Source organism: Flammeovirga yaeyamensis (assembly GCF_018736045.1).
Taxonomy (GTDB): Bacteria; Bacteroidota; Bacteroidia; order Cytophagales; family Flammeovirgaceae; genus Flammeovirga; species Flammeovirga yaeyamensis.
On the sequence record NZ_CP076132.1, the window covers coordinates 2,293,408 to 2,310,083 of the forward strand.

9 protein-coding genes are annotated in these 16,676 nt (G+C 36.3%); 3 read left to right on the top strand and 6 right to left on the bottom strand.

The annotated features are described in order from the left end of the window. Positions 1–86 precede the first annotated feature (86 nt). From KMW28_RS08925 to KMW28_RS08950, 6 genes are all read right to left on the bottom strand, one after another. The gene (locus KMW28_RS08925; RefSeq protein WP_215585824.1) at positions 87–1,277 is read right to left on the bottom strand and encodes an ABC transporter permease; all 1,191 of its coding nucleotides are present in this window, start codon (positions 1,275–1,277) and stop codon (positions 87–89) included. Further along, positions 1,274–2,512, bottom strand: coding sequence for an ABC transporter permease (locus KMW28_RS08930; RefSeq protein WP_169664525.1), 1,239 nt, complete (start codon positions 2,510–2,512; stop codon positions 1,274–1,276). The genes KMW28_RS08925 and KMW28_RS08930 overlap by 4 nt, the downstream gene beginning before the upstream one ends. Positions 2,513–2,514: 2 nt before the next feature. Further along, the gene (locus KMW28_RS08935) at positions 2,515–3,207 is read right to left on the bottom strand and encodes an ABC transporter ATP-binding protein (RefSeq protein WP_169664524.1); all 693 of its coding nucleotides are present in this window, start codon (positions 3,205–3,207) and stop codon (positions 2,515–2,517) included. 223 nt (positions 3,208–3,430) lie between these two features. After that, positions 3,431–4,885: a TolC family protein gene (locus tag KMW28_RS08940; RefSeq protein ID WP_169664523.1), complete on the bottom strand. Its 1,455-nt coding sequence runs from the start codon at positions 4,883–4,885 to the stop codon at positions 3,431–3,433. 2 nt (positions 4,886–4,887) lie between these two features. Continuing rightward, entirely contained in the window at positions 4,888–6,135 is a 1,248-nt protein-coding gene (locus KMW28_RS08945; RefSeq protein WP_169664522.1) for an efflux RND transporter periplasmic adaptor subunit, read from the bottom strand. A gap of 165 nt (positions 6,136–6,300) precedes the next feature. Continuing rightward, positions 6,301–7,527 carry a DUF5723 family protein gene (locus KMW28_RS08950; RefSeq protein ID WP_169664521.1) on the bottom strand — a complete coding sequence of 409 codons (1,227 nt, stop codon included), beginning with the start codon at positions 7,525–7,527 and terminating at the stop codon, positions 6,301–6,303. Positions 7,528–7,915: 388 nt separating this feature from the next. Here KMW28_RS08950 and KMW28_RS08955 point away from each other — a divergent pair, with 388 nt between their 5' ends. The 3 genes from KMW28_RS08955 to KMW28_RS08965 all read left to right on the top strand — a co-directional run bounded on the left by KMW28_RS08955 (position 7,916) and on the right by KMW28_RS08965 (position 16,670). After that, on the top strand, positions 7,916–8,338 hold the full coding sequence (locus tag KMW28_RS08955) for an IS1/IS1595 family N-terminal zinc-binding domain-containing protein (RefSeq protein ID WP_169664520.1): 423 nt from the start codon (positions 7,916–7,918) through the stop codon (positions 8,336–8,338). A gap of 99 nt (positions 8,339–8,437) precedes the next feature. Continuing rightward, positions 8,438–10,363: an acetate--CoA ligase gene (acs, locus tag KMW28_RS08960; RefSeq protein WP_169664519.1), complete on the top strand. Its 1,926-nt coding sequence runs from the start codon at positions 8,438–8,440 to the stop codon at positions 10,361–10,363. A gap of 496 nt (positions 10,364–10,859) precedes the next feature. Then, the gene (locus tag KMW28_RS08965; protein WP_169664518.1) at positions 10,860–16,670 is read left to right on the top strand and encodes a glycoside hydrolase family 48 protein; all 5,811 of its coding nucleotides are present in this window, start codon (positions 10,860–10,862) and stop codon (positions 16,668–16,670) included. Positions 16,671–16,676: the final 6 nt, after the last annotated feature.

The following is a 16,676-nucleotide window of genomic DNA, read 5'->3' on the forward strand; positions in this document are numbered from 1 at the left end:
CCCACACTATATTGTCTATTTACCTATTATGATTGAAGATCTTACAAAACTTGTATCTTAGTTCTGTTGAGAATTCTTCTAATATTTTAAAGCTCATGCAACGCTTCATTAGGCGTTACTTTAGTGGCTAACTTACTTGGGTAGTAACCACAGATTAAAATGATGATAAACACAAAACCAAAAGCGATTAAAGCACCCATTGTATATTCCATTGTGGTATAATTAAACACTCCTAGTAGAGGGAATTGCATAGCGAAAATACCGCCTATTACTACTCCAATGATGAATAACAATACTACTTCTAAAAGCATTTGTTGGAAGATTTCACCAGAAGAAGCACCCATTGCTCTTCGTACGCCTATTTCACTTTTTCTTCTACTGATATTGTACCACAGTACACCATAAAGACCTAGTGCAATATTTAATACAAGGAACAAAGCAACAAATGATATTAGGAAAATAGGAAGGATTTCCCATTTGTTGTATGAATCTTGAAGACTATCAAAATAGTCTGTACTCACCACTAATTTTGGATTCAGTTTTTCTATTGAACTAACTATACTAGCTTCCAATTTTCTTGGGTCATTTTTAGTTTTCACAAAAAGGCGACCTTGATGTGTATCTTTAAGCCAATCTAAATAATCAGCTGATCGTATAACTATATCTTCTTGTTCACTATAATCACTTTGCTTGTTGTAGTAACTAACAACACCAGTAATCTTGTATGGTGTGCCTTCACTTTCAAACATTTCATTCTCATCTAAGAAAGGCAATAGTTTTTGGTAAAACTGATTATTCACGACAATAGGGCTGTATCCTAATTGTGCATCTTCAAACGTGAATCCTCTTCCTTTGATAAAATCCATTTCCATTAGATCAAATGCAGAAGGGCGAAAGCGTTGTTCAGTTGGATCAAAACGAACACCTTCTCCAACGACCAACCTAGTAGTATTTCTACTTCCAGAGTAAGGATGGGAATAATCTATTTCTGAAACACCAATCACATCATTTTCTTGCTTAATAGTTTGGAAAATGGCATTGTACAATTCGTCTTGTTTTTCTTTTGTTTTATCCTCTTTGTCCACATTATCTTGATCAAGATTCAAAATCAGAATGTTTTCTGTATTAAATCCGATAGGATGTGATGCGTTTTTGTACTTATTAATAAGTAGAGTAAATAACAAAAATAGAATTAAAAAAGAGAAGGCAATCTCTATGACCATCAAAGAATTTTTTCTTTTACGAGTCCACAAAATATATATTAAATGCTTTATCATTGCTTGTCTGATTTTAGGGAGTTGATAATACCAAAATTGGAAACTTTTAGTGCTGGATAGAAACCTGATAATACACTAAAGAATAATGTACAACCAAAGCCGAATACAAGTAATCCATAATTGATTTCTAATCGCTCATCTGCACCCATCCAGCTGTAAGTATTAAATAAGAATGTTGCGATGTAAGCCAGGATTATTCCGATTACTCCACCAATAAGCGTAGTGAAAACGTTCTCAATTAATAACTGTCGTAATAAGTCGAAAGAGGAGGCACCAAAGGCTTTTCTTATGCCCATTTCTGCAGTTCTCTCTGTAATTCTAGTAATGTTTAAGTTGATTAAACTTAAAGCTGGAATTGCCATACAGATCAATACAATTGAATAAAGGTAGACATAGTACATGTTTTCATCTCCCATATCAAAAAGGAAATCAAACATCCAACCTTTCTCTGATAGAAAATCAGCTTCAACACTCATCTCATTTTTTGATGAATCGATGGGTAAACTCTTTACAATTTGCTGAAATTCTTTCTGTCCTTGTAGCAAATGATCTTTGTCTTTGAACTTCATAAAGAAAATACAACTTCCAAGATATTGATGCCAATTAGGATTAGGTTTTCTATAAATATCAAAAGGTGTATAGATATCTGCAAAAGCTTGTCTTCTTAGTTTATTTTCTTTTTCAACAACACCTACTATTTCATAGAACTGAGAGTTTGTTTTGATTTTTTTTCCAATCGGATCTTCTTTCCCAAATAAATCAGCAGCAAGCTCATCTGTGATAATGGCAATTTGTCTTTTTTGTTCAATATCATCTAATGAAAAACTTCTGCCTTTTAGGAATTGTAGAGGGAAAATTTCAGTAAAATTCTGATCAATATCTAAACGTGTGATTTTTTTACCCAGTTCATTATAGTACACATTACTGAAATAGTGATTTAAAGTAACTGTAGAAACTTCAAAAGATTTCATTTTAGAGAAATACTCTTTGTATGATTGGTAATGCCAATGACCACTAGAATAACCTTCTCCTTCCACACGGTTAACTCTTACGTTTGCACCACTAAGGACTAAATCCATATTTTTGTAAATACCATTGCTGCCAAAAGACGTATCTAAGATAGAACCGATGAACATCACCACCATAATGGTCATACTGATGCCAAAGAGAATAATGAAAGAGAAGAACGGATTCTTTTGTAAAGAATGCCAAGCGAGTTTAATGTAGGTAATCATAATTATACAGTTTCGAAGTTAGCTTGAGTTTGAATAGATACTTGTCGACCATCAAAGATTCTGATAATACGATCGGTCATTTTCGCTTGTTGTTCATCGTGAGTTACCATCACAATTGTAGCACCTTCTTTATTTAGTTTCATCAACATTTGCATCACCTCTTCACCCATTACTGAGTCTAAGTTACCTGTTGGTTCATCGGCAAAGATGATCGAAGGATTTCCAACAATGGCTCTAGCAATCGCTACTCTCTGACGCTGACCACCAGAAAGCTGAGAAGGTTTATGGTCCATTCTATGTGATAAACCTACTTTTTCAAGTGCCTCTTCTACGCGTAGTTTTGTTTCTTTAGAAGAGATCTTTCTGTATAATAACGGCATGGCCACGTTTTCTCTAACACTTAAATCGTTGATCAAATGAAACGATTGGAATACAAAGCCTAAATGTTCGTTTCTGAATTTAGCTAGCTTTCTATCAGATAAGCTTAATGGATTATTGCCATCAATAGTAATAGATCCATCAGAAGGTAAGTCTAAAAGACCCATGATACTTAATAAAGTGGATTTACCACATCCCGAAGGTCCCATAATTGAAATGAACTCTCCTTTCTTGATGTTTAACGATACATCCTCTAACGCCCAAGTCTCTACGGCGTCTGTCTTAAATACTTTACTGATGTTTTTTAACTCGATCATAATGATAATTTTTAATGTTTTTATTTGACACTAGTAGGGTAGCCTACTACCATTTTGTTTTAGCTTTTTAGTGATTTAAATTTCACTATTATATATGAAAAAAGTGTTCAAAAGTTTGTAACTAACTGATAATGAATTTATTGATTTGTATTTATTTCAAATTATTCTATTTTAAAATGATTCAGTCAGTGGCAAAGTGTTCCGTTTTGGAGCAGTTTACTTTTTACTGGACCACATACCAGATATTCTCGTTTTTCTCGAAATCGTATAAAGTGACCGTACGCAACTGATAGTAACTCATCCAATAGCCTTTTAAAGTATTGAGGTAAGCATTTTTAGCTTGGTCTTTTTCGTCAGTAGACCATACCAATTCTCTGATACTAATATCACCCAGTTCATATCTCTGCAAAGCGATATTGTATTTCTGTTGTGCTACTTCATCCGCCTTCTGAATGTATTTTACTTGCTTCGCCATAGTTTCCACTTGTTCACTGGCATTAATCACCTCTCTTTGGAAGTCTAATTTTTCCTGATCTATCTGTGCCTGAACCAACTCATAATTTGAAGTAGCCGCATTTATTCTAGATTTAGCACGTCCCCAATCCAAAATTGGCATTCGTAACGTAACATTCACCTGATGTGACTCCACAGAGTTTTTATAAGACTCACCAAAATCAGTGGCCTGATTACTTGTACCAAAAGCCATTTCAACATTGGCCTGGAAACGATTGTCTCTTTTCGCTTTTACAATCAAACTTTCACCTTCCAATAACCTTCTTTGATAAGAAATAAAATCTTTTCTATTCAATTGTGCTTTGTCCCAAGCTACATCTTGATTCACATCATTCAATTGATATTCGCTAGGAACGATAAGTGATATCGTCTCAGTGGCATAATCAAGTTGTAGGTAATTAAGCAAGGCTCTTAATGCTATATTGTAGTCTAGGTGAGCAGAAGTCATGGCTTGTTCAGCAGAAATAACATTCAATTCCACCTGTAACATTTCACTATCACTAGCTTTCCCCAAATCCTTTTTGGCTTTTGTCAGTTCTTTAATTCTTTTGTTATCCTTCACGTTTTGAGCCGCAATGTCCATATTCCATTGAGCAGTCAAGGCATTGAAATAGAATTCTGTTGTACGTAAAGCGATAAACTCCATATCTTCCACAAAACCTTTTTCTGCTTCTTGCAATTGAAGCGGTGCTAATTTCTTTTGCCATTTTAATTGGTTGAACTGAAAAATTGGCTGAGAATACCCTACATAGAAAGGTTGAGCCTGATATTGATGAGAACTGTTCTGAATATTATCAAATCGACTCATCTGACTCCCCATAAAAATAGTACCGCCAGTCGCTGAAATTCTTTGCTCTAAATTCAGCTCCATACTCGTATTATTTTGTTCAATCGGCTGATAAATAATACTTCCGTCAGGTTGAGTAATCGGATTGTAATTCTTTCCATAAGCCATCGGCGAACCACTTAATACCAACTGAGGTTTCAACTCTGTTTTAAAAGCTTCATATTCTCTTCTTTCAATAATTAGTGATTGCTTTGCAATACGCATATGGTTGGATTGATACTGCGCTAAATCGATACACTGTGTAAGTGTCAAAGTTTTTTGAGCTTTAACATAAGTACTCGCCCAAACTAAACTGATAATAAGAATAAGGTATTTCATGACTATTGAAGTTGAATTTGGTTAGCATTTTTGAACTTTTCATAAGGAGAGATAATCACTGAGTCTCCTTCTTGTAAGTTTGACGTAACTTCCACCCAGAGACTGTTTCTCATTCCTGTGTTCACAGCAACTTTTTCAGCGATTCCGTTTTTAATCACGAATAGTTCTTCCACTTTCTTCCCTTCAAAAGCACCTCTATTCTTTATTTTTAGTGTATTTTCTTTTTGCTCTTTGATGATGTTGATATCCACCACCATATCCGGTCGTAGGTAATCCAGATGATCTTGCTGAGGTAAATCGATAAATACCGTCAACATCCCATTTTTTGAACTTGGAGAGATAGAAGTCAGCTGACCAACATAATTGTGTTTAGAAGATTTAATATTCACCTCCATACCAATTGATATTTGACCTACATTTTGCTCTGCTACCGTACCTCTAATTTTTAGTTTTTCGATATTAGCTACTTTCGCTAAGATTTCTCCTTCTGCTACACTTGCACCAACATTATCATTTAAGAAAGTGATTACACCGTCGATACCCGCATGTGCCTGTGCTTTATCAAGTTTTCTTCTTTGTTCTTTAATTTGCTTTTGCTGAATACCAAGAGACAATGACAATGTTTTAATCTCTTGTTCGATCGCTTTCTCTTTGATCTTTAAATCATTTTGTAATTGATCTTGCTTCAGTTTCTCAATTTCTAAAAGTGTTTTCGCTTGCTTTACATTCTCCTCTGTAGAACCACCAATTTCAAGTAGAGTCATTTCACCTTTTAAAGCTTCCTCACGACTTTTTAATTGCAAAGCGTTAATCTCCACTTCTTTATTTAATTGATATAACTCTTTTCTTAATCTTAACTTCTCTTTTTCTAATTCTGCTTTTTTTATGTTGGCTTGATCAATTAAAGAAGATAAAGTGCTTTCTTCTGCCGTAGTATTTAATTGTAATATTGAAGTATTTTCATCCACCTTCTCACCAATACTGCTATGGATAGATTCTATAAACGTGGAGAAAGGAGAAGTAATAGCCTTTTGATAAACAGGCTCGATTTTACCACTACCATTTACTGTTAATGAGATACTGCCTTTAGTAACGACTCCAATAGAGATGTCTTTTCTTTTAATTGATTTTCCTAAGAATGAATTAGCAAAATAGGCAACAGCGCATATTCCTATGATAATGGCAACATATTGAATCTGTTTTTTCTGTTTAGCTTTTTTCTGAGTTGATTTTGATATAACCTTGTCCATAATGACTGAATTTTAATGTGATGCCAATCATTATGAAAATATCTACCCATAAATAGATAACTATCTGATATGTATATGTTTATGTGTGTTTTTGAGGTTGAGGAAAGGTGGCGTAAATGACATGCTATGCAACAAAGTGCTCCAAAATGAAGCAGTTTGTAAAATTTACCATTCCGCTTCCATGATTTTGCTTGACCTAGTTTCCTTTTTATTCAAGTAGTTCTTTTTGACGTATCCGAAATTGAGATTAACACCAATTCTTACCATTAATGATCGATCGCTATCCCATTGATCAATTACTCCGAATACATTTTCGGTAATTGCATAGGCTTTAATACCAGGGAAACCAATTGATGCAGAAGCACCAACTCTTTCCAAACCAGTGCCTTCCCTAGAGTAGTTTATACCTAAACCTAAGAAATCAGCAAAACGTTTGTGCATATTAATAGAAAACTTAGGGTTGAATATGTCTTTGTAATATCCACCACCCACTGTGGCACCAATCAAGAAACGGTGGCCAAAATCATAACTACCACCCAAAACAAATTGCATTGGTAAATTGGTGGTATAAGGATCTTTCGATTCTATGCTACTGTCATCTGTACTAGGAGTAGGGTAGAGATCACCTATTTCAGCATATTGATAAGCCTCATTCCAATATATTTGTCCCAAATTAGTAGCAGCAATATCAACCAACCATCGATCTGTAATCTGATAAGAAATACCTAAATCAACAGAATAACCATGACCATTCTTTCCACTTTCAAAAGCGACAAGTCCTGAATTAATGTTTTGATTCGCACTATCCAATTCAGCTCCATTGATCTTCACTTGATCAAGTCCTGAAAGATATTTTGCATTAAAACCAATGGTCAAACGATCTTTAATATTATAGTTAAATCCTAAACCATATTCTCTGTAATGATTAATATCCAGTGTTTTTGTTTCATTGGCGTCCGATACACCAAATGTTGAAGGAATTGCTAGCTCTTCATTGTAAGATAAAAAATTGGCTTTCTCTCTAGCGAAAAAACTTAAGCTAATTTTATCATTTGAAATGTATAAACCAGCAATTTCTAAAGTCGCATGGTCCTCGTCTTGTTCTAACTGATTTAACTCGTTAATGATCTTGCCTAAGTCAAAACTACCGGGGAATTCATCTCCATTAATAATTACATCAAAAGGTAAAATGATAGAGTTATTGTTTACATACATACTTGGCAGTACAATCGAAGTTTTGTAAACACTTTTATGGGCAGGGTTTTGATGTTGTCGCTGAGGTAAATCATTCATAAAGTATAAAATACTCTCTTCTTGTGCTTTTACTTGGTGAGTAAAACTCAAAAGAAAGAGGAGTAATAGAGTACAGTTATAAAAGATTTTGTGGCGCATATGATCTAGATATTATAAACGAATATACTATAAACCTAAGCCCGATGAAAAATATTTTCACAGTTTGATTTGATTTTGGGTGGAACTTAAGCGAAAAGTATTTGAGAGCAACATATATTTTCTTCTTATTTAATCTATTGATAATAACGAAAACTGCTTAATCAATTTTTGTCTAATGACTATTAATCCAAATATATTATTTCACGACCCAGTTTTCTCGATACTTTTAATAGGTGTAAACACTTAAGTAAGGATTCGAGAGTGTTAAAATTCATTAAATAGTGTAGTTTTTACATTAATAATGCTAATTAGGTATAGCTATGCTAAAATGTATAGCTAAACTACATCCTAAATAAGAATTAAATTACAGAAATATCCATTCACTAATATGCTATATCTACAATCAGAATGTCCAAAATGTCACCACGATCAAATTACTAAAAGTGGAATGGTGAAAGGAAAACAACGGTATAAATGTAAAAAATGTAGTTATAATTTCACCGTTCCAAAGCTTGGAAAAGAGATCGATCATAAATATGTGATAAAAGCGTTGCAATTGTATTTAGAAGGAGTCTCTTACAGAGAAATCGAAAGAATTTTAGGCGTTAGTCATGTTACAGTGATGAATTGGGTGAAAAAATATAATATCCCAAAGTTGGAGAAAATTGGATATAACCCACAATATCAAATGCTCAACCATAGCGAATTACTCACTTTTGTTATCAATAAAGAAAATTTAGAAGAGGGTACAGCAATGATCACAAATGTAGGTGCTAAGTATATGGTTATTTCATGGGAAAAAAGATCATAGATATATATAATTAGCAAAGGTATATATTTAAGGTGTTTAAAAAGTGGTCAACTATATATATTCAAAATCGGAAACTTCAGTAATAACAAATTAAACACTATGATTAGCAGAATTAACAACCTAGAAGATTACGCTGTTGCGTATAGAAGAAGCGTGTCCGAACCAGAGCGCTTTTGGTCAGAAGTAGCTGAACAATTTGTTTGGCGAAAAAAGTGGGACAAAACAGTCGAATATGATTTCGACGATTACAATGTTCAATGGTACCTCAATGGAAAACTAAACATCACAGAAAATTGTCTTGACAGACATCTACTATCAAGAGGTGACAAAACAGCTATTCATTGGGTAGCGAATGATCCTCATGAAAAAGACCGTATTTTCACTTATAAAGAACTTCACGAACAAGTGTGTCTTTTTGCCAATGTGCTTAAAAGAAATGGAGTTCAGAAAGGCGATCGTGTATGTCTTTACATGCCTATGGTACCTGAATTAGCAATTGCTGTATTAGCTTGTGCTAGAATTGGAGCAATTCATTCTGTTATTTTTGGAGGTTTTTCTGCTCAAGCATTAGCAGATAGAATCAACGATGCAGGAGCGAAAATCTTAATCACTGCAGATCAAGGTCCACGTGGTAACAAAGTAGTAGAATTGAAGCAAATTGCTGATGAAGCTTTATTCCAATGTGAAGGAGTGGAGAGAGTAATTGTTTACCAACGAACAGGGGTCGAAGTGAAGATGGATGATGAAAGAGATGTGTATTGGCACGACGAAATTCAATCTGTACCAAACACATGTGACCCAGAAGTAATGGATTCAGAAGATCCACTCTTTATTTTATATACCTCCGGGTCAACCGGAAAACCTAAGGGGGTGGTTCACTCTACAGGTGGTTACATGGTGTATACATGGTACACTTTCAGAAATGTGTTCCAATATCAAGAGAACGACATCTATTGGTGTACTGCTGATATTGGTTGGATTACTGGTCACTCTTATATAGTATATGGACCATTATTAGAAGGAGCAACTTCGGTAATGTTCGAAGGAATTCCAACATTCCCAGATGCAGGTCGTTTCTGGAGAATTGTAGATCGTTTAAAAGTAAATATATTCTACACTGCTCCTACGGCTATTAGAGCATTAATGGCACAAGGGTTAGAGTATGTGGAACTTTATAAATTGGATAGCCTTAAAGTTTTGGGTACGGTTGGCGAACCTATTAATAGAGAAGCTTGGGAATGGTATCACCAACATATTGGTAAGAGACAATGTCCAATTGTAGATACTTGGTGGCAAACTGAAACTGGAGGTATTATGATATCACCAATTGCCGGAGTAATTCCAACAAAACCAACCTATGCGACATTGCCATTGCCGGGAATTCAACCAATTCTTGTGGATGCGGATGGTAACGAGATCGAAGGAAAAGGAGTAAAAGGTAACCTATGTGTGAAATATCCTTGGCCTTCTATGTTAAGAACCACTTGGGGTGATCATCAGCGTTGTAAGGATACTTATTTCTCTACCTTTAAGGGATTGTACTTTACAGGTGACGGCTGTCGTCGTGATGAAGATGGTTACTACAGAATTATGGGTCGTGTGGACGATGTAATGAACATCTCTGGCCATAGAATAGGAACGGCAGAAGTAGAGAATGCTATCAATATGCATAAGGCTGTGGTGGAATCAGCTGTTGTTGGTTATCCTCACGAGATCAAAGGACAAGGTATTTATGCTTATGTGGTTTGTGATTCTGAACAATTGGAATTCTCAACTATCACAGAGCTTAAAGATGAAATCTTGAATGTAGTTATAGAAAAAATTGGTAAGATCGCAAAACCAGAAAAGGTACAAATTGTGAGAGGATTACCTAAGACTAGATCTGGTAAAATCATGAGAAGGATCCTTAGAAAAATTGCAGAAGGGCAAACGGATAACTTCGGTGATACATCAACGTTATTAGATCCGAGTATTGTGGAAGCAATCAAAGAAGGGGTCGTCAAGGACGATCAAGTAAAAGCATAACAAACAGAAGGTGTTGATTTATTCAACACCTTTTTTTGTGTCTTGATTTATTTATATACTATTGATTGAATTATTAGCAATTTGAAATTCATAATAAAAACAGTGTAACTATCAGTAAATCAATTTATTGAAAAAATAAGTTGTAATAATGACGTAAATTGAAAGTAAAAAAGATAAGACGGAAATGTTGACAAATAAGCAAAGAAATACAATCTTGACATCAGTTTAAAATAAATAAAACCAAATATGACTAGCTATCGATATGGTAATAATTTAGTTGGGGACAACTACTAAATGTATGAATGAAATCTACGACAGAAACTAAAAACAATTATTCTCATAGAACATAAGCTGCATATTATTTCTTGTATTCAATCTAAATGAATAATAAGTATTTGATCATACACTAATTATGATGAAGGCGCCTCATTGATTTTTAGTGGATGGGAGAGTACTGCCAATGAATTTTTACTTAACTAATTATTTGCTTAATTAAATGAAACATAACAACATTTTCTGGAGGCAGTTATTGATAATTCTACTGTGGGCCTCCATACCTACTACTACGATTTTCGCGCAACACCGATACGGTGAGGCATTACAGAAATCCATTTTTTTCTACGAGGCACAGCAATCAGGTAAGCTGCCAGACTGGAATAGAGTCACTTGGAGAGATGACTCAGCACTAGCAGACGGATCCGATGTCGGTTTGGATTTAACCGGTGGTTGGTACGATGCAGGAGATCACGTTAAATTTGGTTTCCCTATGGCGTTCAGTGTTACAGCTTTAGCTTGGGGTGTTGTTGAGTATGAAGATGCTTACAGACAAAGTGGTCAGTTAGATGTAATGAAGCGTAACCTTCGTTTCGTTACAGACTATTTTATAAAGTGTCATACTGGTCCAACAGAGTTCTACGGTCAAGTAGGTGCAGGTGGTCCTGACCATGCTTACTGGGGTTCTCCAGAGGTAATGACGATGGCTCGCCCAGCATATAAAATTGATGCAGCGAACCCTGGTTCAGACCTTGCGGCAGAGACAGCAGCGGCAATGGCAGCTTGTAGTATCGTTTTTAAAGATTCAGATCCTGCATATAGTGCTTTACTTCTGAAACATGCTGAAGAATTGTATTCTTTTGCTGATAATTATAGAGGTGTATATTCAGAATCAATCACAGATGCAGCAGGATTTTACCGTTCTTTCAGTGGTTACCAAGACGAATTAGTTTGGGGTGCTGCATGGTTGTATAAAGCAACTGGTAATGCAGATTACTTAGCTAAAGCTGAATTGGAATATCCATTATTGTCAAACGAAGGTCAATCTGATCTAAAGGCTTACAAATGGGGTCTAGCTTGGGATGATAAAGCCTACGGAATCTATGTCTTGATGTCGGAATTAACAGGTAAGGCAGAGTACAAAGCTGATGCTGAAAGACATCTTGATTATTGGACAGACGGTTATGCTGGAGATAGAATTCCTTATAGCCCAGGGGGACAAGCTCACTTAATGCAGTGGGGTTCATTACGTCACAGTTCAAATACGGCTTTAGTTGCGTTTATTTATAGTGATAGAGTGGCAACAACGCCTGAGAAAAAAGCGAAGTACCACGATTTTGCTGTAAATCAGATCAACTATGCTTTGGGTGATAACCCAATTAACAGAAGTTTTATGGTGGGTTATGGAAATAATCCTGCATATAATCCTCACCATAGATCTGCACATGGTGCTTGGGCAAACAATCTTTTAAACAATCCAATTGATCCAAGTCATACACTGTATGGAGCACTTGTAGGTGGTCCTGGCGAGCCTAATGATCAATTTGTTGATGATCGTTCTGACTATGTAGCAAACGAGGTGGCGTGTGATTACAATGCATGTTTTACTGGAGCATTAGCAAGAATGTATCAAGAATTCGGTGGTGAGCCATTGGCTGATTTCCCAATTCCAGAAGTACCAACTCGTTCTGAAATCAGAACATTCTCTAAATTCAACAGCAACAATGCGTCAGGTAGTACTGTTAGAGTATTAGTACAAAACAGAACAGCTTGGCCAGCAAGAGTAACAGATAAATTATCATTCCGTTACTTCTTTGATATCTCTGAGGGTGTTGCAGAAGGTTACACAATCGCAGATTATCAGCCAGAATTGAACTCTGTTCAAGGTGAAAGTACAATGACAGTAGCAGCTTGGGATGCGGCAAATAATATTTATTATGCTGAAGTTTCTTTAGCAGGTGAGCAAATTGCTCCAATCGGAGACCCTGCTTTCCGTCGTGATGTTCAAATCAACTTTAGAGTAGCGAACGGTGTGCCTTATGATACATCAAATGACTGGTCTGCATTTGGTTTAGATACGGAAGATGAATCGCCAAGAATTCCAGTATACGATAATGGTGTTTTAGTATTCGGATCTGAGCCTAATGGTGGAGGAACTCCGGTAGCTAAATTTACTATGGACGTGAATCAAGGTGTTGCTCCATTGACTGTAAACTTTGATGCATCCATGTCGTCTGATCCAAATGATGATCCTATCACTTATTCATGGGACTTTGGAAATGGTACTACATCAACTTTAGTAAATCCATCTGCAACTTATACTGCGCCAGGTGAATATACAGTTTCTTTAACTGTAAGTGATGGTGAAAATGTATCAACTCCAGTGACAGAAGTAGTTACTGTATTAGATCCAAATGCACCTCCGGTAGCATCTTTTGTGGCATCAACAAATGGAGGGACACTTCCTTTAAATGTACTTTTTGATGCTTCTTCTTCAATTGATCCTAATGATGAGGCTTTGACTTACGATTGGGATTTTGGAAATGGCTCAGTGGGAACTGGTGTGACAGTTTCAAATATATTTGATGCAGTAGGTGAGTTCACAGTTACATTAACTGTTACAAATGTATCTGGTAAGAGTGATTTTACTTCTAAAGTGATTTCTGTAAATGATGGTAGCTTCGATTGTAACTTTGGAGCACCTCAAGCAACTGCTTTAGAATCAACAGGTCACACAGCTTACAAGAATATCCATGTATTGGGTGAAGGTGGGCCTGACTTAAGTACTATGAGAGATTTTACAATCAACTGGGATCTACCAAACAAAGGGTTGTATCAATTCTCATTTAACTCAAATAATGGTCAACCAAGCTGGTATGTTGATTTATTAAGCAAAGTGAATCATACTTTTGATGCTGTTGAGCCATCAGTGACTATTGCAGCTTCTGGAATTCCTGGATTCGATGGCGATTATTGGGCAACTATGGATGGTGCAAACTTTGTATTAGTATCTAAAACAGGAACGTTCTCGATTTACTTTAATAACTCTGCTACAGCTCCTAACTGTGGAGGTTCTTTAGCGGCTTCTTCATCAATGAGAACGATGGCATTAATGGCTTCTGATTGCTCATTTGGAGCACCTCAAGCAGAAGCATTTGGTTCAACTGGACATACAGCTTATCAAAATATCTTTGTATTGGGTAATGCAGGTCCTGATTTAAGTAATATGAGAGATTTCACAATCAACTGGGATTTACCAAATAAGGGATTGTATCAATTCTCATTTAACTCGAATAATGGTCAGCCAAACTGGTATGTAGACCTTTTAGGGAAAATTACACATACAATGGATGCGGCTCAGCCAGCGGTAAGTATTGTAGGTTCTGGTATCCCAGGTTTTGATGGTGATTATTGGGTAACTTCTGATCAGGGTAACTTTGTGATGGTCTCAAAGATGGGTGGATTTACTATATACTTCAGTACATCAGCTACTGCTCCAAATTGTGATGGTGGTACTAATCCTCCAGTGGAAAATACTCCTCCAGTAGCGAATATCTTTGCTGATGCTACAGTAGGTAATATTCCATTTGTAGTAAGTTTTGATGCATCGGGATCAACTGATGCAGATGGGGATACTTTATCATATGCATGGGACTTTGGTGATGGTGCTGTTGGTGAAGGTGCAATGGCAACTCATACATATACTGTTGCTGGAAATTATGATGTTACTTTAACAGTATCAGATACTAAGGGAGGTTCGGATGCTGCTATCATTACTATTTCTGCTCAAGAGGATAATGTAATAATAACTCCTCCAAATACAGATAATGAGTATATTCAACGTTTCGTTGAGATGAGAAACATGTATTTAGATCCTGCAAATGGCTACTTTAGCCCAGAAGGATCACCTCATCATTCTATTGAAACTTTAATTGTGGAAGCACCAGATCATGGCCACGAATCAACATCAGAGTTATATTCTTATTGGATGTGGTTAGAAGCAATGCACGGTAGAATTTCAGGCGATTGGGAACCTCTAAAAGAAGTATGGAGAAAAACAGAACAGTTTATTATCCCAACGGCTGAAGATCAACCAACAAATAGTGCGTATGATCCATCAAGCCCAGCGGCTTATGCTCCTGAATTCCCTCTTCCAAGTATGTATCCTGCACCATTGGATTTCACGAATCCAGTGCAAGGTGATTATGTATCAGCAGAGTTAGAAGTAGCATACGGTAATCCTCATATTTATCAAATGCACTGGTTATTGGATAATGATAACTTCTATGGATATGGTAATCGTGGAGATGGCGTGAGTGCTCCATCTTATATCAATACTTTCCAAAGAGGTGAACAAGAATCAGTATTCGAAACAGTACCTCATCCATCATGGGAAGCATTTAAGTGGGGTAGTGCAGATGGTTTCTTACCATTATTTACTGATGATAGATCTTACTCAACACAATGGAGATATACTTCAGCTCCAGATGCGGACGCTAGAGCGGTACAAGTAATGTATTGGGCATATGAATATGCGAAAGAGCAAGGTGTGAGTTTAAGTAACCTAGATCTTGATAAAGCATCTAAAATGGGTGATTACCTAAGATTAGCAATGTTTGATAAGTATTTCAAACCGCTAGGAGCTCAAGATCCAAGTGCAACATCACAAACTAGCTATGATAATGTACACTATTTAATGTCATGGTATATGTCATGGGGTGGAGCAACTGATGCTTCAGCAGCATGGGCGTTCAGAATTGGAGCATCTCACTGTCACTTCGGTTACCAAAATCCAGTTGCAGCCTACGCTTTATCACAAGTGGAAGAATTAAAGCCTGTATCTGCAAATGGTGTGAGAGATTGGACAACAAGTTTAGACCGTCAATTAGAATTCTATACTTGGTTACAATCTGCTGAAGGTGGTATCGCAGGTGGTGCAACAAATAGCTGGAATGGCGATTACAGTGCTTACCCAGCAGGTAAGTCTACTTTCTATGAAATGGCTTACGATGAAAACCCTGTTTATCATGATCCAGGTTCTGGTGGATGGTTCGGATGGCAAGTATGGTCTATGGAGCGTATTGCTGAGTTGTATTATATCAACAACGATCCTAGAGCTAGAGACTTGATTACGAAGTGGGCGAATTGGGCTGTGAAAGAAACAGTTCTTGTTGGAGAGAATGATTTCGATATTCCTGCTGGTTTAGAATGGACAGGTGAGCCGGATACTTGGAATCCAACGAACCCAGGTTCAAATGCAGATCTTCATGTTACAGTAACTAGCTATAACCAAGATTTAGGTGTGGCAGCATCTTTAGCTAAAACACTTATTTACTATGCCGCAGCTACTGAAAAGTATGCAACTTTAGATACTGCAGCACAGTATTTAGCAAAAGAAATCTTGGATAGAATGTGGGTAACTTATCGTGATGATAAAGGTGTTGCATCACTTGAAGAAAGAGCTGATTTTGCTAGAATTTTTGAGGAAGAAGTGTATATCCCAGAAACATTTGTAGGTACTTTACCAACAGGTGATACGATTAAAACGGGAGCTAAATTCTTAGATATTCGTCCTCAATATAAAGAAGATCCTGAGTTTGCAAGATTAGAAACTGCTTATTTGGCAGGGGAGCCATTCACTCAACGTTATCATAGAGGTTGGGCACAAATAGAAGTGGCTTTAGCAAATGCTGAATATGGATTCTTCTTCGGAGGTGATAGTGTTTCTTCAAGTGCTTCAGCTTCAAGAATTGCAAGCCCAGTTGCAACTAGTTTAAATGAAGAGCCAACAATTCTTGCAAGTCCAAACCCAACGAATGGTCACTTAACATTAGCGACTAATTTCAATTTATCGAATGTAACGGTAAGAATTTATAACACAATGGGTCATGTTTACAAAGAGGCGACAATCTCTTCGGATGGCAATCAAAGTGTATCATTATCAGTAAATGATATTCCTAGAGGGGCTTACATTGTTGAATTAACGAATTCAGATACGAAAGAAGTACTTCGTACTAAAATTATTAAGCAATAATTTCTG